16 protein-coding genes, 4 tRNA genes and 1 pseudogene are annotated in these 21,671 nt (G+C 60.1%); 20 read left to right on the plus strand and 1 reads right to left on the minus strand.

Features of this window, described 5'->3' with window-relative positions; all coding sequences use genetic code 11:
- Nucleotides 1–19 precede the first annotated feature (19 nt).
- The 9 genes from NX84_RS02935 to rplA all read left to right on the plus strand — a co-directional run bounded on the left by NX84_RS02935 (nucleotide 20) and on the right by rplA (nucleotide 4,631).
- On the plus strand, nucleotides 20–1,024 hold the full coding sequence (locus tag NX84_RS02935; RefSeq protein ID WP_039673571.1) for a polyprenyl synthetase family protein: 1,005 nt from the start codon (nucleotides 20–22) through the stop codon (nucleotides 1,022–1,024).
- Between the two features lie 76 nt (nucleotides 1,025–1,100).
- Nucleotides 1,101–1,182: transfer RNA gene (locus NX84_RS02940), tRNA-Tyr, on the plus strand.
- A 246-nt stretch (nucleotides 1,183–1,428) separates the two neighbouring features.
- Nucleotides 1,429–1,504 (plus strand) — tRNA-Thr (locus NX84_RS02945).
- A 34-nt stretch (nucleotides 1,505–1,538) separates the two neighbouring features.
- Nucleotides 1,539–1,610, plus strand: a tRNA-Met gene (locus tag NX84_RS02950).
- Nucleotides 1,611–1,739: 129 nt separating this feature from the next.
- Nucleotides 1,740–1,815: transfer RNA gene (locus NX84_RS02955), tRNA-Trp, on the plus strand.
- Nucleotides 1,816–1,839: 24 nt separating this feature from the next.
- Nucleotides 1,840–2,166, plus strand: coding sequence for a preprotein translocase subunit SecE (gene secE, locus NX84_RS02960; RefSeq protein ID WP_039673649.1), 327 nt, complete (start codon nucleotides 1,840–1,842; stop codon nucleotides 2,164–2,166).
- Between the two features lie 125 nt (nucleotides 2,167–2,291).
- Nucleotides 2,292–3,218, plus strand: a complete 927-nt coding sequence (gene nusG, locus NX84_RS02965) for a transcription termination/antitermination protein NusG (protein WP_039673573.1) — start codon at nucleotides 2,292–2,294, stop codon at nucleotides 3,216–3,218.
- Nucleotides 3,219–3,383: 165 nt separating this feature from the next.
- Nucleotides 3,384–3,827, plus strand: coding sequence for a 50S ribosomal protein L11 (rplK, locus tag NX84_RS02970; protein WP_010189723.1), 444 nt, complete (start codon nucleotides 3,384–3,386; stop codon nucleotides 3,825–3,827).
- A 99-nt stretch (nucleotides 3,828–3,926) separates the two neighbouring features.
- On the plus strand, nucleotides 3,927–4,631 hold the full coding sequence (gene rplA / locus NX84_RS02975; protein WP_039673575.1) for a 50S ribosomal protein L1: 705 nt from the start codon (nucleotides 3,927–3,929) through the stop codon (nucleotides 4,629–4,631).
- A gap of 635 nt (nucleotides 4,632–5,266) precedes the next feature.
- Here the strand turns inward: rplA and NX84_RS02980 are convergent.
- On the minus strand, nucleotides 5,267–6,061 hold the full coding sequence (locus NX84_RS02980; RefSeq protein ID WP_039673577.1) for a siderophore-interacting protein: 795 nt from the start codon (nucleotides 6,059–6,061) through the stop codon (nucleotides 5,267–5,269).
- Between the two features lie 125 nt (nucleotides 6,062–6,186).
- Here NX84_RS02980 and NX84_RS02985 point away from each other — a divergent pair, with 125 nt between their 5' ends.
- The 11 genes and pseudogenes from NX84_RS02985 to NX84_RS03030 all read left to right on the plus strand — a co-directional run bounded on the left by NX84_RS02985 (nucleotide 6,187) and on the right by NX84_RS03030 (nucleotide 21,135).
- The gene (locus NX84_RS02985) at nucleotides 6,187–7,131 is read left to right on the plus strand and encodes an ABC transporter substrate-binding protein (protein WP_039673579.1); all 945 of its coding nucleotides are present in this window, start codon (nucleotides 6,187–6,189) and stop codon (nucleotides 7,129–7,131) included.
- Nucleotides 7,132–8,199, plus strand: a complete 1,068-nt coding sequence (locus tag NX84_RS02990) for a FecCD family ABC transporter permease (protein WP_082013889.1) — start codon at nucleotides 7,132–7,134, stop codon at nucleotides 8,197–8,199.
- Complete coding sequence (locus NX84_RS02995; RefSeq protein ID WP_039673581.1) at nucleotides 8,196–9,248, plus strand: FecCD family ABC transporter permease; 1,053 nt, start codon at nucleotides 8,196–8,198, stop codon at nucleotides 9,246–9,248. Before NX84_RS02990 ends, NX84_RS02995 begins: the two co-directional genes overlap by 4 nt.
- A gap of 84 nt (nucleotides 9,249–9,332) precedes the next feature.
- A pseudogene (locus NX84_RS03000) lies at nucleotides 9,333–10,049 on the plus strand (ABC transporter ATP-binding protein); the annotation flags it as partial.
- A 344-nt stretch (nucleotides 10,050–10,393) separates the two neighbouring features.
- Entirely contained in the window at nucleotides 10,394–10,915 is a 522-nt protein-coding gene (rplJ, locus tag NX84_RS03005) for a 50S ribosomal protein L10 (protein ID WP_039673585.1), read from the plus strand.
- Between the two features lie 88 nt (nucleotides 10,916–11,003).
- Entirely contained in the window at nucleotides 11,004–11,390 is a 387-nt protein-coding gene (gene rplL, locus NX84_RS03010) for a 50S ribosomal protein L7/L12 (protein WP_039673587.1), read from the plus strand.
- Nucleotides 11,391–11,612: 222 nt separating this feature from the next.
- Entirely contained in the window at nucleotides 11,613–11,846 is a 234-nt protein-coding gene (locus NX84_RS12485; RefSeq protein WP_231913979.1) for a type II toxin-antitoxin system RelE/ParE family toxin, read from the plus strand.
- Nucleotides 11,824–12,168 (plus strand): HigA family addiction module antitoxin, encoded by a 345-nt coding sequence (locus NX84_RS03015; protein WP_306302912.1) that lies wholly within the window; start codon nucleotides 11,824–11,826, stop codon nucleotides 12,166–12,168. The genes NX84_RS12485 and NX84_RS03015 overlap by 23 nt, the downstream gene beginning before the upstream one ends.
- A 119-nt stretch (nucleotides 12,169–12,287) precedes the next feature.
- On the plus strand, nucleotides 12,288–13,244 hold the full coding sequence (pgfA, locus tag NX84_RS03020) for a cell envelope lipid trafficking protein PgfA (RefSeq protein ID WP_039673591.1): 957 nt from the start codon (nucleotides 12,288–12,290) through the stop codon (nucleotides 13,242–13,244).
- A 294-nt stretch (nucleotides 13,245–13,538) separates the two neighbouring features.
- The gene (gene rpoB, locus NX84_RS03025) at nucleotides 13,539–17,018 is read left to right on the plus strand and encodes a DNA-directed RNA polymerase subunit beta (protein WP_039673593.1); all 3,480 of its coding nucleotides are present in this window, start codon (nucleotides 13,539–13,541) and stop codon (nucleotides 17,016–17,018) included.
- 121 nt (nucleotides 17,019–17,139) lie between these two features.
- The gene (locus NX84_RS03030; RefSeq protein ID WP_039673595.1) at nucleotides 17,140–21,135 is read left to right on the plus strand and encodes a DNA-directed RNA polymerase subunit beta'; all 3,996 of its coding nucleotides are present in this window, start codon (nucleotides 17,140–17,142) and stop codon (nucleotides 21,133–21,135) included.
- The last annotated feature ends 536 nt before the right edge of the window (nucleotides 21,136–21,671 follow it).

Here is a 21,671-nt window from a genome sequence, read left to right on the forward strand (position 1 = left end):
TTAATAAGGAACGCGTTTAATGTCACACGGCCAAACTCGCGCCAAGCACGTGAACTTGGGGGATGCGCAGCTCACCGAGCGTATCAACGCCGGGATGACTGCCGTTGAAGATCTGCTCAGCGCGGAGCTCGACCGCGGGCAGGACTTCCTCAAGGAGAAGGTACGCCACCTCTCGATGGCTGGTGGTAAGCGTTTCCGTCCGATGATGGCGCTACTGGCCTCCGAATTCGGTGAGCGCCCAGAGTCTCCTGAGGTGATCAAGGCAGCCACGGCTGTGGAGATGGTGCACGTGGCCACGTTATATCACGACGACGTCATGGATGAAGCTGACCGTCGCCGCGGTGTGGAATCCGCTAACTTCCGTTGGACGAATTCCGTGGCGATTCTGGCTGGCGACGCCCTGCTGGCGCATGCTTCGCGGCTGATGAGCCAGCTGGATACGCACACCGTCGAGCACTTTGCCGAGACCTTCGAAGAGCTCGTTACCGGTCAGATGCGTGAGACAATCGGCGCCGGTGAGGCCAATGCGGTGGAGCACTACACGGCGGTTATTCGGGAAAAGACCGCCGTGCTTATTGCCTCCGCCGGCTATCTGGGTGCTTATCACTCGGGTGCAGGCCCCGAGCAGTGCGAGGCCCTGCGCCAAATTGGCTCTGCCGTGGGCATGATTTTCCAGATCGTGGACGACATCATTGATATCTTCTCCGACCCTGAGGAGTCCGGAAAGACGCCGGGAACCGACTTGCGCGAGGGCGTTTTTACGCTCCCAGTGCTCTATGCCTTGGAGGAAGAAGGTGAGGTTGGTGACGAGCTGCGTGGCTTGCTCACGGGCCCGCTGACTGATGATGCCTCCGTGGACCGCGCCATCGAATTGTTGTGGAAGTCCACCGGCCGCGACAAGGCCATGGCGGATGTCAACGCCTACCTGCGCGTGGTGGAAGACCAGCTCTCGCTCTTGCCCGAGTGCACGGCGAGTGAGGCGCTGCGTCAGCTCGCGGATTACACGGTCCAGCGCGTGGGCTAATTGAGGCTCCTGCCAGCTGATTTGCATGTTGGGCGGGACTTCGTAGTAAAGTACATAACCGCACTCACGAGTGCATGCCAGGTTGCCCGAGCGGCCAAAGGGAGCGGACTGTAAATCCGCCGGCATTGCCTTCAGAAGTTCGAATCTTCTACCTGGCACAGAATGAATCCCGCAGACACAGAAATGTGCCTGCGGGATTTTGCGTTGCGTGGGGGACGCGATCGCGGGCGCATGGGGGCTGGGGCGGCCTAGGGTGGCGTTGAGGGGGTGTTTAAACGCTTCTTCTAAAGGCTTAAAAACACTAACTATGCTGGCGATTTGTGTTGTTTACGCGTTTCGGGTTAATCTTTTCAAGGCTTCAACGAGAGCACAGCGGAGATAATCCGTTACTCAAATGAGGCTGTGCCCCCTTAGCTCAGTCGGCAGAGCGTTTCCATGGTAAGGAAAAGGTCGACAGTTCGATTCTGTCAGGGGGCTCCATTCATGTTTCCAGACATTTCTGGAAGGTGAATATGGCGGTGTAGCTCAGTGGTAGAGCAAGCGACTCATAATCGCTGTGTCGCGAGTTCAATTCTCGCCATCGCTACCGGGAAGGAAAAGCGCCCGCGTTCAGGGCGCTTTTTTACTACCGACTCCCAGCCTTACACGGCACGTGGTTTCCATGTGGGATCACCGTTCTGGTAGGGTTGTGCGTTGTCCCAAAAAGGGCACGCAAAGGGGCGTGGCGCAATTGGTAGCGCAACGGTCTCCAAAACCGTAGGTTGCAGGTTCGAGTCCTGTCGCCCCTGCCACATCACTTCAAGGAGGAAATCGCCGTGAGCGATGAAAAGCAGCCGAGCACCGGGGCAGCCCGCCCAACCGGCAAGCGTCAGCTCTCTGGCGCAGCGACCACCTCTACTGAGTCCTACACTGACAAGCGCGTTGTGCGCGTCGAGGACAAGAAGGAAGAGTCCGCCGGTGGCTCCGTAGCCTCCTTCCCGAGTGAGGTTGTCTCCGAGGTAAAGAAGGTTGTCTGGCCTACTGGTAAGGAAATGGTCCAGTACGTTCTCGTGACCTTCGCCTTCCTCATCGTGCTGACTGCACTCGTCTGGGGTGTTGACACGCTGACTGGCCTCGGAGTTGAAGCGGTCCTCGCACCTTAGTAGAATCAACCACATACTTTCATCCCGCCGAATCCCACCAGGGGAACGGCGGGATACTTTTTGCCCTAGCTACCCCGGGTACCCTGGTGGTGACTAGACGGATTAACAGACAGATGGAGCAAACAATGAGCGACGAAACCACTGGCACTTCCCTTGAACAGGCCATGATCGATAGCGTCCAAGACCAGGCCTCTGAGGCTGCTGAGGCAGCGGACGCTGCCGAGGAGACCACGGACGCAGCTGCCGCCGAGGAACAGCAGGAGGAACTCTCCGCAGAAGAGCAGGAAGCTGCCGAGAAGGAAGCTGCTGCGAAGGCCGCTGAGGCAGCGCTGGGTGGCGGTGCTGAGGAGGGGGACGAGGAGGCGTCGGAAAGCGCAGTCCCTGGTGCTGACGCTGCCGCAGCAGAGGCTGAGTACAAGACTCGCCTGCGCGCCTTTACTCGTGAGCTGAAGAAGCAGCCGGGCCAGTGGTACATCATTCAGTGCTACTCCGGTTACGAGAACAAGGTGAAGACCAACCTGGACATGCGCGCCCAGACGCTTGAGGTGGAGGATTCCATTTTTGAGGTCGTCGTGCCAGTCGAGCAGGTCCTGGAGAAGAAGGACGGCAAGAAGAAGGTTGTGAAGCGCAAGCTGCTTCCGGGCTACGTGCTGGTGCGCATGGAGCTTAACGACGCTGCCTGGTCCGTCGTCCGCGATACCCCGGGTGTGACTTCCTTCGTGGGCAATGAGGGCAACGCTACCCCGGTCAAGATTCGCGACGTGGCCAAGTTCCTCATGCCGAACGACGCAACTGTTACCCCGGAGAGCTCGGCTGCCGACGCTGACGGTGAGCAGGTCGTTGCCATGCCGGAGAAGGAAATGGCCAAGGCTTATGCCCACGACTTCGAGGTGGGCGAGGCTGTCACCATCCTGTCCGGCCCGCTGGCCTCTGTTTCCGCCACCATTTCCGAGATTGATCCGGAGACTGGCAAGATGCAGGGTCTGGTGTCTATCTTCGGCCGTGAGACCCCGGTGGAGCTGTCCCCGACGGAGATCGAGCGCATCTCCTAAAAAGCGATTTTGAGCTGGGCGCACGGTGTTCTAAACTTGAACGCCGTGCGCTTTTGCGCATGTTAAAACGTTCATCCTCCGGTGGCCCACAACGCGTGAGCATCCGGACGGGGTGCTGTTATTCATCGTGGCGGCACCTCGGTACCACAGGAAAGAGGTAATTCGATGGCTCCCAAGAAGAAGGTTACTGGCCTGATCAAGCTCCAGATCGAGGCAGGCGCTGCTAACCCGGCTCCGCCGGTTGGTCCGGCACTCGGTGCCCACGGCGTCAACATCATGGAGTTCTGCAAGGCTTACAACGCTGCTACCGAGTCCCAGCGCGGCAACGTTGTTCCGGTGGAAATCACCGTGTACGAGGACCGCTCCTTCGACTTCAAACTGAAGACCCCGCCGGCTGCAAAGCTTCTGCTCAAGGCTGCTGGCATCAAGAAGGGCTCCGGCGTTCCGCACACCGACAAGGTGGGCTCCGTGACCTGGGATCAGTGCAAGGAGATTGCACAGACCAAGTTCGAGGACCTCAACGCTCGTGACATTGAGAACGGCGCCCGCATCATCGCTGGTACCGCTCGCTCCATGGGCATCACCGTTGACGGCGTCCCGGCTAAGTAATAACCGAATCTTTAATGCGCGATACGTTCTGTATCGCGCGTGGCAGGGCCAGCTTCGGCCCGCTATCACCACATCAATCCAAGAAAAGGAATTGCACTTATGAGCACCAAGTCGAAGGCATACAAGGCTGCCGCTGAGCTGGTAGACCGCTCCCGCCTGTACCGTCCGATCGAGGCTGCCAAGCTGGCCAAGGAGACCTCCTCCAAGAACTTCGACGCCACCGTGGACGTTGTCTTCCGCCTGGGCGTTGACCCGCGTAAGGCTGACCAGCTGGTTCGCGGTACCGTTTCCCTGCCGCATGGCACCGGTAAGGACGTCCGCGTAGCTGTCTTCGCTGAAGGCGACAACGCTGAGGCCGCTAAGGCTGCTGGCGCTGACATCGTCGGTACCGAAGAGCTGATTGCTGCTATCAACGAGGGCAACATCGACTTCGACGTTGCTATCGCTACCCCGGACCAGATGGCCAAGGTTGGCCGCGTTGCTCGCGTCCTGGGCCCGCGTGGTCTCATGCCGAACCCGAAGACCGGTACCGTGACCGCTGACGTGACCAAGGCTGTTGCTGACGTCAAGGGCGGTAAGATTTCCTTCCGCGTTGACAAGGCTTCCAACCTGCACGCCATCATCGGTAAGGCTTCCTTCGACGCTGAGAAGCTGGCTGAGAACTACGGTGCACTTTACGACGAGATCGTTCGTCTGAAGCCGTCCTCCGCCAAGGGCGTCTACGCCAAGAAGATCACCATCTCCACCACCTCCGGCCCGGGCATCCCGGTCGACGCTTCCGTGGAGAAGAACTACACTGACTAGTTTTAGTCTGTGTTAACGGCGTTGAGTTAACGCTGTTGAGGCCCTGGTTCGTTCGCGAGCTAGGGCCTTTCGGCATCTCTTGGCTTCCATATGCGCTAGTCAAAGGGCATTTTCTCACTTACAGGCAATTGGCAGGTTGGTGGTATGGCATTACAAGGAACCTGCCGCATAATAATCTTGTGCGTTTGAGAGAGGCGCATGAGAGATAGAGAGAACACCCTGAGTCTTGCAGGGCGGGCGGCGTGAGAAACCGCCTGATAGACAAGACCCCTTGCAACGCGGGTCCCGGATTTTCCTGGGGCCCGCGTTGTGCTGTGCGCTGCGTCCCCCACCCACCACCGCAGCTAGGTGATTAAGGATCAAAATGTGTGTCTTAGCCCGTAGCTCAAGGGGTGAAGCTTGGGGTGCAGGCGAAGACGGGGGCTAGAGGACCAAACTAAAGACACCATTTGGGGCGCTGAATCAAGAAAAGTCCAGGTAAAAGTATACAAGGTTTGGCATAAGGTGCCAATGCTTTGGTCCTTCTTCTTCCTTCCAAGTAGCACCGGCTCCGTAGCGTCCTTCATGTCACTGAAGCATACGGGTCCACCTTAAGGTGGAACGATTGCTTTCCTGTTGTGACGCGTACAGAGGGTTTAAGGCCGCGGCTTTCCTTGAATCCAGTAGACGGACCAGATGACGTCCTCGCGCGGCACACCCCAGTCGTGCACAGCTATGGCGCGCACTGCTTTGGCGAGGTCCCCTTCGCCGGATACCCATACCGAATCGGGTGCAGTATCCGGGGCGAAACGAGAATCAAGGAGCTGTCTGGCGCGCGCAATGTGCTCCTCGTGCGGAGCGGAAATCATAGTGAGCGAGCGAACCTTGCCGCTCCACGTTTCCTCAAATCCATCCTCAATTTCGTCGTCGCTTGCGATCAGAGCAACGACGTCGACGCCGCCCAAGGCGTCCGGTGAGAAAGCTTCGTAATGTTCCAGGATGTGCCACAGCGCCGGAAGAGCGGAGGCGTCTGCGAGTAGCAGTTGTGACTTCCTAGGTTCTTGCCACCGTGCTTGTCCCGTATATATTCCTGCGGTATCCCCAGGTTGAGCCTTGCGGATCCAGTGCGTGCCCGGGCCATTATCGCCATGGGTTACCACGTCGACGTCGATAGTGTGGGCGTCATGATTGAGCCTGCGAATCGTGTACCACCGCAATGCTGGGCGAATCTTGGCGGGCAATCCCGTGACGGCGGCGCGAACATTGGAATCTTCAACCGGAAATGGCGAAAACTCCTGCCCGTCTTGGGGCATGAGGAGCCCAAAGTATTCGTCAGGCCCGGCTGAGGGGTAGGAACCAAACGCTGGTGAGTAAAAAGTTAGTCGGTGTAGCCGTGGCTTGAGGCGGGTGTTCCCGGTGAGGGTAACGGGTAGTAGGCGGTGATGTGTCAAGGGGTGTGTTCCTAGGTAGGAGGGAGATTTGAAACCATCATAAAGTACAGGTTAGGCTATCCTCAAATAAATTAGGGGGTGCGTATGCTCACGTGCCCGTTCGCAGTGAAGGAAAGGTTTATTCTATGATTGCCATCAACCGGCGCGCGAAAGCCGTGCTTGCGATTGTCTCGGCGGTAGCGATTGGTCTGACGGGCTGCTCACGTGGAAGCGGCGATGACAGCGCGGGCGTGGCCGGCGCAGACGAGCCCAGGGTTGCAAGCCTTGGGCTGGGAGATGCCGATACCGTGCTGGCACTCGGACTCACTCCCGTTGCTGTGGCCCCCTGGGGTGCGAAAGGGGATGGTGATCCCTCCGGAGTTGGCCCATGGGCGAAGGAGCTTTTGGGAGATGCCCAGCCCGAGGTGATCTACAACACCGCCTCCGGTTTCACGGCTGAGGTTCTAGAGCAGGTCACTGCCTCGGACCCCACACAGATCATTGCCGTGAACCAGGCAGTGGACCAGGAGGCAAAGAAATCCCTCGAGGATATCGCTCCGCTGACCGTGAAGCCCGAAGGTTTCGAGGACTGGCAGATCCCCTGGGATGAGCAAGTTAAGACCATCGCCTCTGCCGTGGATAAGGAAGAGGAGGGGGAGAAGCTCATTGACCAAGCAGAGGGCGCCTTTGAGCAGTTCAAGGACTCCCACCCGGAGCTGCAGGGCAAGCGAGCAGCCATCCTCATGCCCTATGGCGGGAAGCTGGGCCTCTACACGGCAGAAGACGGCCGTGGCCAGTTCATTGAAGACCTCGGCTTTGAGATCCCGCAGGAGCTGCAGGGTGATGGCTCCAGCTTCTTCGTGGACTATGCACCGGAAAACTACTCCCAGCTCAACAACGTGGACTACCTGTTCGTTGTGGATTACAACGGTGCGGCCGATGAACTGAAGAAGGATTCCACGTTCCAAGGCCTAGACGTGGCCAAGGACGGTCGCGTTCGTTACCTAGACACCGACACTGGCAATGCGATGAGCATGCCGAACCCGCTGACTATTCCGTGGGCCGTCGACAAATTCGAAGAGAAACTATAAGTGCTTGCACTATCGAGGAAGGCTGGCGCTATCCACGGCGTTGCGGGGACGCAACGCGGAGGCAAGGCAGCCGCACTGGACTCGCGGGGGAGAAGCCTCGCACTGCTCACCACGGCACTGGTTGTGTCGACCCTTCTCCTTTTCCTGTGCTCGCTGGTGGTGGGCTCTAGGGCTATCCCGTTGTCTGATTTGTTTGTTGCCCTCCTTCACAGGGGCGAAGCAGATATCGAGAGCATCGTGTGGGATCTGCGCATCCCACGCACGTTCTTGGCCTACTTCGCGGGAGCGGCCATCGCGGTATCCGGTGTTATCGCACAGTCTTGGACTAGAAACCCCTTGGCCGATCCGGGCTTCATCGGTATCACTGCGGGTGCCTCCTTCCTTGTTGCCCTCGGGACAGCAGTAGGAATCGCCACCTCAACCGGGATGCGGACTGCCCTGGCCCTCCTAGGTGCCGGCGTGGCCACAACATTGGTGCTGGGTGTGTCCCGCAGGTTTCAGGATCCCTTGACGCTGGTCTTAGTCGGCGCAGGGGTCGCTGCTGCTTTGAGCTCAGGCGCCATGCTGATCGGCCTGTACTCCACGGATGTCCTCGACAGTATGCGTCGGTGGACCATCGGCTCCACGTTTGGGCGTGGCCCTGAAGATGTCGCCATCGCGGGTATCGGATTGCTCGTCGGGCTTATCATTGCCGCACGTGTGGCACGCCCGCTCGATCTTTTGGCAATGGGGGAGGAATCCTCGGTTGCCTTGGGTGGCTCGCCCTCGCTAACGCGGCGCGGCGCTGCCGTGAGCATCGTTGTCTTAGCGGGATGCGCTACTGCGGCGACAGGGCCCATTGCCTTCGTCGGATTTGCCATCCCTCATCTACTGCGCCGGTTCACGGGGCCGGAAGTTACCGCAATGATTGTTCCTGCCGCATTACTCGGTGGCTGTTCCGTACTTGCTGCAGATATTCTAGGCCGCCTCATCGCGGGCCCCTCAGAGCTGGAGATGTCCATTGTCTTGGCCTTTGTGGGCGCACCATTTCTCATTTGGGCAGTACACCGCGGGGAGCACACGCTATGAGTGGGCGGGTGAAGGGGGACGTCGCCAAGCATCTGCGTTCCCAAGAACGACAGCGCCGGACGTGGATATGGGTGGCCACCTGCTTCTTTATTCTGGTCGCAGCAAGCTCCTATGTCCTCCTTTTGGGCCAGGGGCCTGTGGCCTTGAGTCCGGGGCGGGTCCTGGAGATCCTCAACGGCGGGGGAAGCCGAAGCGAAATCCGCGTGGTCTGGGACCTGCGCATGCCGGTAGCGCTAGCGACCCTCATCGTGGGTGCCGCGCTCGGCTTGGCAGGGTCGTGGACGCAGTCAATGTCGCGCAATCCGCTGGCCTCGCCCGACATTCTTGGCGTGACTGGTGGCGCGTCCGTCATGGTGGTCCTCGGAACGGTATTCTCCCGGCCGCTGCTTGTCGACGGGCTCTCCATGTTCTGGTGGCGGGCGGGACTCGCCCTGTTGGGCGCGATGCTAGCGGCCATTCTGCTGGTGGCGCTTGGGGGAATCGGCACGAGCAACCGTATCGTCATCGTCGGAATCGCGCTGTCGCTTCTGTTCCAAGCCCTCGTGGCATATCTGTTGCGCGCAGCTGAGCTCCTCCGCGCGGCGCAATCGCAGCTGTGGCTGGCGGGCACCACGGGCTTCGTGCGGATGGAGGTCATTGTTCCATTACTTGTGGGGCTGACTCCTTTCGTAATCCTCGGCCTGTGGTGTGCTCGGGAGCTACCACTCCTGGCACACGATGATCTTTCGGCCCTCTCCTTGGGGGTCAACATCACGCGCACACGTGCTCTCCTGTTGGTTGCGGCTACGGGCATTTGCGCGGTGACCGTTTCCGTGGCTGGGCCTATCGGCTTTATTGCGCTTCTGGCCCCGCATGTGGGGCGCATGGTTGCCCGGACGCCCACGCCTGTGCCGCTGGTCTCCTGCGCTGCTGGCGCCGCTTTGTTGAGTGTGTGTGCTGTCATTGCCGGAATGCTGCCGATGGACGCTCCAGTGGGCGCGGTGTCTTCCATTATCGGAGGGTGCGCCCTGGTCATCTTGGTGTGGAATGCCGCCCGGCGGAGAGGATAAAAGCTTATGAACGACAGAGAAATTACGGCCACTGGTATTCATGCCGGCTATAAGGACGGGGAAGACATCCTGTCCGGCGTTGACTTAGTGGCCCGCCCGGGCGAAATCACCACGCTCATTGGGCCGAATGGCTGCGGAAAATCCACGTTGCTCAAGACCTTGTCTAAGATTCTTCGCCCGCGCCAGGGAAGCGTCCGCATTGGTGAGCTGGATGTGCACGCCATGAGCCCGAAAGAAGCCGCGGCCCGCGTCGCGCTTCTTCCGCAGCAGCCGACGGCGCCCGACGGGCTGCGGGTGGGCGAACTCGTCGCGCGTGGGCGCTACCCGCACCTGGGCCGCGGCAGGGGCCTGTCCGCGGAGGACCGCGACATCATCGCGCAGGCCTGCGTGGAGACTGGTATTACTGACTTCATCGATCGGGATATCGCGGCGCTTTCGGGTGGCCAACGCCAGCGGGTATGGCTCGCGCTTGCCTTGGCTCAGGACACGCCAGTGCTGCTTCTCGACGAACCCACCACCTTCCTCGATCCAGCCCACGCCATCAGCGTGTTGGAGCTTGTGCGTGCACAAGCAGACGCCGGGAAAACGGTGGTCGTTGTGCTGCACGATCTCATGCTGGCCGGCCAGTACTCCGACACCATGGTGGTCATGAACAACGGCGAGGTCATCGCGCAGGAAAGTCCCCGGCAGGCGTTGACGAAAGAAGTGCTGGCAGCCGCCTATGGCATCGACGTCGAGATCTGGGATGACCCGCGAAGCGACGCCCCCGTCATCGTTCCGCGCGGGGTGCTCAGGGACTAGGAATTCTCGTTGGGTGGCACGGGGAAAAGAAGCCCCGAGAGCCGCGATTTGGAGTTGGCTAGCGTGGCTTGTATAGTTCCTAGCGAAGTTTGAACGGCCTGAAAGGTCGAGTCAAAGTTCACCGAAGACCGTCGGTCATCCGGATACCCGGATCGAAGGTTCCTCATCCTAGGGGACGGCCCACGCAGGAGACACTTTGCGATTAATCGCGGCATTCTCTTATGCCGCGCGCCCTGTGCTCTTGCACGGGGCTTTTGTTGTTTCGGTTGTCCATTGGGCAAGCGGAGTAGGGAAGGCCCCGGCGGAAAACACAAGAGATGTTTCGAAAGGAGGCGAAGTAGAAAATGGCAAACCCGAAGAACACCGCAGACCTGGCAAAGCTGAAGGAGAAGCTCGATGGCGCTAACTCCATCGTGCTTACCGAGTACCGTGGCCTGACCGTGGGTCAGCTCCAGGAGCTGCGTAACAACCTCGGCTTTGACGTTGAGTACTCCGTCGCCAAGAACACCCTCTTCAAGATCGCTGCCAACGAAGCTGGCATCGAGGGTCTTGACGAGCACCTGACTGGCCCGACCGCTATTGCGTTCATCAAGGGCGAGGCAGTGGATGCCGCTAAGGTCATCAAGAAGTTCGCTGATGACAACAAGGCATTCGTCGTCAAGGGTGGCTACATGGACGGCAACATCCTGTCTGCCGACCAGGTTGCAGCCATCGCTGAGCTGGACAACCGCGAGACCACTCTCGCCAAGCTGGCTGGCGCCATGAAGGGTTCTATGGCAAAGGCTGCTGCCGTATTCAACGCTCCTGCTACCAAGATGGTCCGCACCGCTGCGGCCCTGCAGGACAAGAAGGCTGCAGAAGCTTAAGACGCCAACTAAAGGCGCACAACTTAAACACACACACTTTTATCTGGCCGCCTAGGGTGGCCAGGAACACTGAGAAAGGATGCCAATCATGGCTAAGCTCACCAAGGACGAGCTCATTGAAGCTTTCAAGGAAATGACCCTCATCGAGCTCTCCGAGTTCGTTAAGGAATTCGAGGAGGTCTTCGACGTTGAGGCCGCTGCTCCGGTTGCTGCCGTTGCTGCTGGTGCCCCGGCTGCCGGCGGTGCCGCTGAGGAAGAGAAGACCGAGTTCGACGTCGTTCTGACCGACGCTGGCGCTAAGAAGATCGGCGTTATTAAGGCTGTCCGCGAGATCGTCTCCGGCCTGGGCCTGAAGGAAGCCAAGGAAATGGTTGAGGGTGCTCCGAAGGCTATCCTCGAGGGCGCTTCCAAGGACGACGCTGAGGCTGCTAAGGCTAAGCTCGAAGAGGCTGGCGCTTCCGTCGAGCTCAAGTAATTCACCTGAATTACTCAAGCTTTCCCGCGCAGCACATTCGCTGCGCACCAACAACCCCGTTCCGCGTAAAGGCGGTGCGGGGTTGTTCTCGTTTGTCGGAACCTCGGTGGCCCGGCGGATTCTAAGCATTGCGAGTCAGGTCTTGACACTAGGGTCAAAAAGAGACACTATTAGGGTGTGCAATTTCGACGTAGGAGTCTCGAGCGGTTCCATCAGGATGGTGTGCCGCCGCGATATATTCCATCGGAATTGCGCTCGGTAGTACGCCGCAAGTTGCTTATGATCGGACGGTCTGTAAATGTCACGGACCTTCGGATTCCGCCAGCAAACCGGTTGGAGCGGCTCAAGGGTGACCTTGAGGGCTACTACTCAATTCGCGTCAACTCGCAGTGGCGCATCATATTCAAGTGGACACCCGAAGGAGCTGTTGACGTTGACTTTATCGACTACCACTGAAGCACACACTCATGTTGATGTTGTTCCCGTTCCGCATCCTGGAGAAATCCTTCTCCTAGAATTCCTCAAACCCTGCGGTATTACCCAGTATCGCCTGGCCAACGACATTGGCACTACCCGCTCCCAAGTCTCCAAAATTACCCGTGGCGCGCTCGGTATCAGTGCCGATATGGCTTTGCGTTTGTCGGCCTACTTTGGGAACTCCGCCGAGTTCTGGCTCGGGCTCCAAGAGGAATACGATCTCTGGAAAGCTCGCCAGACCACGGATGTCAGCGCTATCGTTCCGTGGAATCACAAAGAAGAAGCTGACTCTCGTTTGTAGAGTTCGCTCAATCGCACTCAAGGCGGGGTTGAGGTTGCCCTGCCGCGTCGGAGTAAACTCGCAAATCGCCCCCTAGCGCGAGTGTGTATTGGGCAAATGAATCGGTAGGATAAGCCACCATGCTGCCCAAGTCCCGCATCTTCTCCGTCCTCCTGCTCGGCCTCGGCGTCGCGCTGATCGCGGCCGGCCTGGCGGCGTCGAGCTTCTTGAGCTTTAGCCCGCGCCTGCCGCTGGATATCAAGGACACGACGTGGACGATGCAGGATGACAGCGCCACCGCGCAGGCGCTGTCCGCTGAGGGTGTTACGCAGTACGAGGGGCCGATGACCTATCAGCTCAACCTGGACATTCAGGACCCGGCGGACAAGGAGACGGCAACACTGCGGGTGGGTGAATCCGCCATCCGTGGCGGCACGGGCAACGTGGAGGACTTGAGCTTTGCGCGCGTGTGGAATTACCCCGTTGATCGCCTCAGCGGTGAGGCGACGGGCCCCGCGGCGCTCTCCCACACTATGGGCTCGCCCACGGCGGAGGTCCCCGTTGAAGGCTACTGGCTAAAGCTGCCCGCTGATGCCGAGCAGACCACCTACCCGGTCTTTGACCCGGTTCTGCGCAAGGCGGCCGACGCCGTCTTCGAGGGGTCCCTCGACATCGACGGCCGTACTGTCTACCACTACCGCCAGGAGATTGAGCCCACCAACGTGGCTACCCTCTATGCTGGCACGACGACCACGACGTTGAGCAATGAAGACGGCTCCACCGAGCAGGGCTACCTCTTCCACGCTGCAACGAGGGACCTCTACGTAGACCAGGTCACCGGACTCGTCGTAGGCATGGACATTGATGTGCGGGACTACTGGGCCGACCGCGAGGGCAATGAGCGCGAGGTGCAGTTCGCGTTTAAAGGTGCTACCGATGAGGAATCCCGCGCGGAGCTGCTCCAACAAGCCGAGCGCTTCCCGCGCAGTGCTGTGGGGCAGTGGGTACGCTGGGGCGGCATTGGAGTCGGTGCCGTTCTGGTGTTGCTTGGGGCGCTGGGCGCTTTCCGACGTCCCACCAGCCGCCACTCCCGCTAGCCACTCGCGCTAGAGGCCCGCGCGTGCGGATCTACGTAGCGACACGCCGCGGGCGCGTTTCGCCTTTACAAGGCTGCCATTATGCTATAGGCTATTTCGTTGCGCTGGAATCTGGATCTTTAGTGCACATTTAGCCTTTCGAGCGGTGATGGCAAAACCGACTTGACAAGGTGATTTTGTGCATTCTAAACCCAGTCACTCCACAGCAGACCGAATGCTAAATCTACCAGCGGTTTTGCACCTCACCGGCCAGGGTGGGGCCGCAATCCGCCAGAGGTACTGGAAGGACCCATCTTGGCAGTCTCCCGCCAGACCAAGTCAGTGGCCAACATCCCTGGAGCCCCGAAGCGATACTCCTTCGCTAAAATCAGCGAGCCCATCGCTGTGCCGGGCCTCCTTGATCTACAACTCGATTCTTACGCGTGGCTCATCGGTACCCCCGAGTGGCGCGAACGCGAGCAGGCAGAGCGCGGCGACGACGCACGCGTGACGAGCGGCCTTGAGGATATCCTCGAGGAGCTTTCTCCGATCCAGGATTACTCGGGCAACATGTCCCTGTCCCTGTCGGAGCCTCGCTTCGAGCCGGTGAAGAACACCGTGGACGAGTGCAAAGAGAAGGACATCAACTACTCGGCGCCACTGTACGTCACCGCAGAATTTATTAATAACGACACCCAGGAGATTAAGTCCCAGACCGTCTTCATCGGCGATTTCCCGATGATGACCGATAAGGGCACCTTCATCGTCAACGGCACCGAGCGCGTTATCGTCTCGCAGCTCGTGCGTTCCCCGGGTGTCTACTTCGACCAGACTATCGACAAGTCCACCGAGCGTCCGCTGCACTCCGTGAAGGTTATTCCTTCCCGAGGTGCTTGGCTCGAGTTTGACGTCGATAAGCGCGACACCGTCGGCGTTCGTATCGACCGCAAGCGCCGCCAGCCGGTGACGGTTCTGCTCAAGGCCCTGGGATGGACCGAGGAGCAGATTAAGGAGCGCTTCGGCTTCTCCGAGCTGATGATGTCCACCCTCGAGTCTGATGGCGTGGCCAACACTGATGAGGCTCTCCTGGAGATCTACCGCAAGCAGCGCCCGGGCGAGCAGCCCACGCGTGACCTTGCGCAGGCACTGCTGGATAACTCCTTCTTCCGCGCTAAGCGCTACGACCTGGCCAAGGTGGGCCGCTACAAGGTCAACCGCAAGCTCGGCTTGGGCGGTGACCACGACGGTCTCATGACCCTGACCGAGGAAGACATTGCTGTCACCCTCGAGTACCTCGTGCGCCTGCATGCAGGTGAGCGTGAGATGAAGGCCCCGAACGGTGAGATGATCTCCATCCACACCGACGATATCGACCACTTCGGTAACCGTCGTCTCCGCACCGTGGGCGAGCTCATCCAGAACCAGGTCCGCGTGGGCCTGTCCCGCATGGAGCGAGTCGTCCGCGAGCGCATGACCACCCAGGATGCAGAGTCGATTACCCCGACCTCCCTGATTAACGTTCGCCCGGTTTCTGCTGCCATCCGCGAGTTCTTCGGTACCTCCCAGCTCTCGCAGTTCATGGACCAGAACAACTCCCTGTCTGGCCTGACCCACAAGCGCCGCCTGTCCGCACTGGGCCCGGGCGGTCTGTCCCGTGAGCGCGCCGGCATTGAGGTGCGAGACGTACACGCCTCGCACTACGGCCGTATGTGCCCGATTGAAACCCCTGAGGGTCCGAACATTGGTCTGATCGGTTCGCTGGCGTCCTACGCTCGCGTGAACGCCTTCGGCTTCATCGAGACCCCGTACCGCAAGGTTGTTGACGGCAAGGTCACCGACCAGGTGGAGTACCTCACCGCTGACGAAGAGGATCGCTACGCAATTGCCCAGGCCGAGGTAGAGAAGGATGCTGACGGCACCCTGACTGCTGACCGTATTGAGGTCCGCCTCAAGGACGGCGATATCGGCGTGACCGACGCCTCCGGTGTCGACTACGTTGACGTGTCCCCGCGCCAGATGGTGTCTGTGGCTACCGCCATGATTCCGTTCCTGGAGCACGACGATGCTAACCGTGCCCTCATGGGTGCGAACATGCAGCGTCAGGCCGTGCCGCTCGTGCGTTCCGAGGCCCCGTACGTGGGTACCGGTATGGAGCAGCGCGCTGCATACGACGCCGGTGACCTCATCATCACCCCGAAGGCGGGCGTGGTGGAGAACGTCACCGCAGACCTCATCACCATCATGGATGACGAGGGCCAGCGTGATACCTACATGCTGCGCAAGTTCGAGCGCACTAACCAGAACACCAACTACAACCAGACCCCGCTGGTGTCCCTGGGTGACCGCGTGGAGGCAGGCCAGGTGCTTGCCGACGGCCCCGGTACCCACAACGGTGAGATGTCCCTCGGCCGCAACCTGCTGGTTGCCTTCATGCCGTGGGAAGGCCACAACTACGAGGACGCCATCATCCTCAACCAGCGCATCGTGGAGGAAGACATCCTCACCTCGATTCACATCGAGGAGCACGAGATTGACGCTCGCGATACCAAGCTGGGCCCGGAGGAGATTACCCGCGAGATCCCGAACGTCTCCGATGACGTTCTGCGTGACCTCGACGAGCGCGGCATCGTCCGCATTGGTGCCGACGTCCGCGCGGGCGACATCCTGGTAGGTAAGGTCACCCCGAAGGGCGAGACCGAGCTGACCCCGGAGGAGCGCCTGCTGCGCGCCATCTTCGGCGAGAAGGCCCGCGAGGTGCGCGATACCTCCATGAAGGTGCCGCACGGTGAGACCGGTAAGGTCATCGGCGTCTCCCGCTTCTCCCGCGAGGATGACGACGACCTGGCCCCGGGCGTCAACGAGATGATCCGCGTCTACGTGGCTCAGAAGCGCAAGATCCAGGACGGCGATAAGCTCGCTGGCCGCCACGGCAACAAGGGTGTTGTGGGCAAGATCCTGCCGCCGGAGGATATGCCGTTCATGGAGGATGGCACCCCGGTCGACATCATCCTTAACACCCACGGTGTGCCGCGTCGTATGAACATTGGCCAGGTTCTCGAGGTTCACCTCGGCTGGCTGGCTCATGCTGGTTGGAAGATCGATACCGAGGATCCGGCCAACGCCGACCTGCTGAAGAAGCTGCCGGAAGAGCTGTACGACGTCCCGCCGGAGTCCCTCACCGCCACCCCGGTCTTCGACGGCGCTACCAACGAAGAGATCTCCCGCCTACTGGCTTCCTCCAAGCCGAACCGCGATGGTGACGTCATGGTGGATGAGCACGGTAAGGCCCGCCTCTTCGACGGCCGCTCCGGCGAGCCGTACATGTACCCGGTGTCCGTCGGCTACATGTACATGCTCAAGCTGCACCACTTGGTTGACGAGAAGATTCACGCTCGTTCCACCGGTCCGTACTCCATGATTACCCAGCAGCCGCTGGGTGGTAAGGCACAGTTCGGTGGCCAGCGCTTCGGTGAGATGGAGGTGTGGGCAATGCAGGCATACGGCGCTGCCTACACCCTGCAGGAGCTCCTGACCATCAAGTCCGATGACGTCGTCGGCCGTGTCAAGGTCTACGAAGCAATCGTTAAGGGCGATAACATCCCGGATCCGGGTATTCCGGAGTCCTTCAAGGTCCTCCTCAAGGAGCTGCAGTCCCTGTGCCTCAACGTGGAAGTTCTCTCCACCGATGGCACCCCGATGGAACTGTCCGGCTCCGATGACGACGAGTTGGATGGCGCACCGTCCCTGGGCATTAACCTGTCCCGCGACGAGCGCTCCGACGCTGACATCGCCTAATAGCTGCCTAATTACTGTCTAGTTGCTTGGTCCGCCCCACATGGAGGGCGGGCATAGAAAATTACTAACTCATAAAAGCCATCAACTTCCCCCGCCACGGGGGATGAAAGGGAGACATTACGTGTTTGACGTAAATCTCTTCGACGAGCTCCGTATCGGTCTGGCCACCGCCGATGACATCCGCCGCTGGTCCAAGGGCGAAGTCAAGAAGCCCGAGACCATTAACTACCGAACCCTCAAGCCGGAGAAGGACGGCCTCTTCTGCGAGCGCATCTTCGGCCCTACCCGCGACTGGGAGTGCTCCTGCGGTAAGTACAAGCGTGTCCGCTACAAGGGCATCATCTGTGAGCGCTGCGGCGTCGAGGTGACCAAGTCCAAGGTGCGTCGTGAGCGCATGGGCCACATCGAGCTGGCCGCGCCGGTTACCCACATCTGGTACTTCAAGGGCGTTCCTTCCCGCCTGGGCTACCTGCTGGACCTGGCTCCGAAGGACCTTGAGCGCATCATCTACTTCGCTGCCAACATCATCACCTCTGTGGACGAGGAAGCTCGCCACAATGACCAGTCCACTCTGGAAGCAGAAATGCTGCTGGAGAAGAAGGACGTGGAGGATGACGTCGAGGCAGAGATCGCTGAGCGCGCTGCCAAGCTCGAGCAGGATCTGGCCGAGCTGGAGGCCGCCGGCGCAAAGGCTGATGCGCGTCGCAAGGTCCAGAACGCTGCCGACAAGGAGATGCAGCACATCCGCGAGCGCGGTGAGCGCGAGGTTGCTCGCCTCGACGAAATCTGGAACACCTTCATCAAGCTGGCTCCGAAGCAGATGATCATCGATGAGACCATCTACGAAGAGCTGGTTGACCGCTACGAGGATTACTTCACCGGCGGCATGGGTGCTGAGGCTATCCAGACCCTCATTCGCAACTTTGACCTCGAGGCTGAGGCTGAGGTTCTCAAGGAGATCATCAACAACGGCAAGGGCCAGAAGAAGATGCGTGCCCTTAAGCGCCTCAAGGTTGTCGCAGCCTTCCTGCGCTCGGGCAACGACCCGGCCGGCATGGTGCTCGACGCTATCCCGGTCATCCCGCCGGAGCTGCGCCCGATGGTGCAGTTGGACGGTGGCCGCTTCGCTACCTCCGACCTCAATGACCTCTACCGTCGCGTCATCAACCGCAACAACCGCCTCAAGCGCATGATCGACCTCGGCGCGCCTGAGATCATCGTGAACAACGAGAAGCGCATGTTGCAGGAGTCCGTCGATGCGCTGTTCGACAACGGCCGCCGCGGCCGTCCGGTTACCGGCCCGGGCAACCGCCCGCTGAAGTCCCTGTCTGACCTGCTCAAGGGTAAGCAGGGCCGCTTCCGCCAGAACCTGCTGGGTAAGCGTGTGGACTACTCCGGCCGTTCCGTGATTATCGTTGGTCCGCAGCTCAAGCTGCACGAGTGTGGTCTGCCGAAGCTCATGGCACTGGAGCTGTTCAAGCCCTTCGTCATGAAGCGTCTGGTGGAGAATGACTACGCCCAGAACATCAAGTCCGCCAAGCGTATGGTGGAGCGTCAGCGCCCTGAGGTGTGGGACGTCCTCGAAGAGGCCATTTCTGAGCACCCGGTGATGCTGAACCGTGCACCGACCCTGCACCGCCTGGGTATCCAGGCTTTCGAGCCGAAGCTTGTTGAGGGTAAGGCCATCCAGCTGCACCCGCTGGCCTGTGAGGCCTTCAACGCCGACTTCGACGGTGACCAGATGGCAGTCCACCTGCCGCTGTCCGCTGAAGCACAGGCAGAGGCCCGCGTCCTCATGCTGGCCTCCAACAACATTCTGTCCCCGGCGTCCGGTAAGCCGCTGGCTATGCCGCGCCTGGATATGGTGACCGGCCTCTACTACCTCACCATGGACAAGGGCGAGGACGAGATCGGTGGCGCGGGACGCTACCGTGAAGCTACCGAAGACCAGCCTGCACAGGGTGTCTACTCCTCCTACGCGGAAGCCATCATGGCTCGCGACCGCGGCGTGCTGGGCCTGCAGGCCCCGATCAAGGTGCGCATCTCGCACCTGCGCCCGCCGGCAGATATTGAGGCCGAGCACTTCCCGGACGGTTGGCAGAAGGGCCAGGCCTGGATGGCAGAGACCACCTTGGGCCGCATCATGTTCAACGACCTGCTGCCGTGGAACTACCCGTACCTGGAGGGCGTCATGGTCCGTAAGGGCGGCGCCGGCAACAAGATGCTGCTTGGTGACGTCATCAATGACCTCGCCGCGAAGTACCCGATGATCACCGTTGCCCAGGTTCTGGACAAGATGAAGGACGCTGGCTTCTACTGGGCTACCCGTTCTGGCGTGACCATCACCATGGATGACGTTCTGGTTCTCCCGAACAAGCACGAGGTGCTTGAGTCCTACGAGAAGGAAGCAGAGCGCATCGAGCGCAAGTACTGGGAGCAGGGTGCTCTTACCGAGCGCGAGCGCTACGACCGCCTCGTTGAGCTGTGGAAGGACGCTACCGATACCGTCGGTGAGGCCGTCGAGAACATGTACCCGGATGACAACCCGATTCCGATGATCGTGAAGTCCGGTGCTGCCGGTAACATGCGTCAGATCTGGACCCTGGCCGGTATGAAGGGCATGGTTGTGAACTCCAAGGGTGACTACATCACCCGCCCGATTAAGACCTCCTTCCGTGAGGGCCTGTCGGTTCTGGAGTACTTCAACAACTCCCACGGTTCCCGTAAGGGCCTGGCGGATACCGCTCTGCGTACCGCCGACTCCGGCTACCTCACCCGTCGTCTTGTGGACGTGGCACAGGATGTCATCGTCCGCGAGGAAGACTGTGGCACCCGTCAGGGTGTGCGCGTCCCGCTCGGCGTCGAGGTTGTCCCTGGTTCCTACGACCTGCACGAGCTGTGGGAGACCTCCGCATCCGGCCGCGTCGTGGCTAACGACGTCAAGGATGAGAACGGCGAGGTCATCGCTGAGGCCGGCGCCGATCTGACTGAGGAGCTCAGCCGCAAGATCGTCAACGCTGGCGTTCTGGAAATCAAGGTCCGCTCCGTGCTGACCTGCCAGACTCCGGCTGGTGTCTGTGCCAAGTGCTACGGCAAGTCCATGGCCTCCGGCCAGCTCGTCGATATCGGCGAAGCAGTCGGCATCGTGGCCGCACAGTCCATTGGTGAGCCGGGTACCCAGCTGACCATGCGTACCTTCCACCAGGGTGGTGTCGGTGGCGATATTACCGGTGGTCTGCCGCGTGTTCAGGAGCTCTTTGAGGCCCGTAACCCGAAGAACCGTGCGCCGATCGCTTCTGTCGACGGCACCGTGTCCCTATCCGATGAGGGCAACTTCTGGACCCTGACCATCACCCCGGACGATGGCTCCGACAACGTGGTCTACGAGAAGCTATCGAAGCGCCAGGGCCTGGCTCAGGTCCGCCGCCCGATGGAGTCCAACCCGGATGCCATGATTGAGCGCTCCCTGCGCGATGGTGACCACGTGGAGACCGGTGACCGCCTCATGCGCGGTGCTGCTGACCCGCACGACGTGCTGGAGGTCCTTGGCCGCCGCGGTGTGGAGAAGCACCTCATCGACGAGGTCCAGGCCGTCTACCGTGCTCAGGGTGTGGCTATCCACGACAAGCACATCGAGATCATCATCCGCCAGATGCTGCGTCGCGGCACCGTCATCGACGCTGGTACCACCGACCTGCTGCCGGGTAACCTCATTGACCTCTCTGAGGCCAAGCAGGTCAACGCCGCACAGGTTGCTGAAGGTGGCCAGCCGGCTCAGCTGCGCAGTGAGATCATGGGTATTACCAAGGCCTCCCTGGCTACCGAGTCCTGGCTGTCTGCGGCCTCCTTCCAGGAGACCACGCGCGTGCTTACCGACGCCGCCATCAACAAGCGCTCGGATCAGCTCATTGGTCTGAAGGAGAACGTCATCATCGGTAAGCTGATCCCGGCTGGTACCGGTATTTCCCGTTACCGCAACATCAGCGTTAAGCCGACTGAGGCCGCACGCAATGCTGCGTACTCCATCCCGACCTATGGTGATTCCATCTACGGCGACGACGGCTTCGGTGAGTTCACCGGCGCTTCTGTGCCGCTGGAGGAGGATTACACCTACTAACTGTCACACGGTGTAGGACACGCCGGGACTAGCCATTTTGGCTAGAGTCCGCTACCCCCGTCACACCCCTTCTGTAGGGGTGGTGACGGGGGATTTTTAATCTGCCGACAAAATCACAAACATAAAGAAATCTTTGGACGGCATAAACATTGGAATACGCTGTGGCCTGCGGGTTTGCGATTTCCTAATCAAGAAAAGCCCTGGGACATGCATAGACACCGTTAACCCCGGGCGAAAGTTGCCCTTGCGGGAAGCGCCGGGGGGGGGGTAGGGTCTCAGCTTGAGTCCAGTCTGCCTTCAGAAACTCTTAAGAGGCTGCGAAGTCGGGGTTGGGTGGCTGTTGACCAGTTGTTTAAACGTTCTCATGACATGAAAGGATTCTTCATGAATATGAAGAGTTTCAATCGCGCTGCTCGCCGTCGTGGTACCAGTATTGCTGCCGCTGCTCTCTCTGTGGCGCTGGTGGCGCCGTTTGTACATCCGGTAGTTTCCCCGCAGTCTGCCGCAGAGGCGCAGGCTCAAACCTCCGGCACGGT

This window comes from Corynebacterium minutissimum, from assembly GCF_000805675.1.
Lineage (GTDB): Bacteria > Actinomycetota > Actinomycetes > Mycobacteriales > Mycobacteriaceae > Corynebacterium > Corynebacterium minutissimum.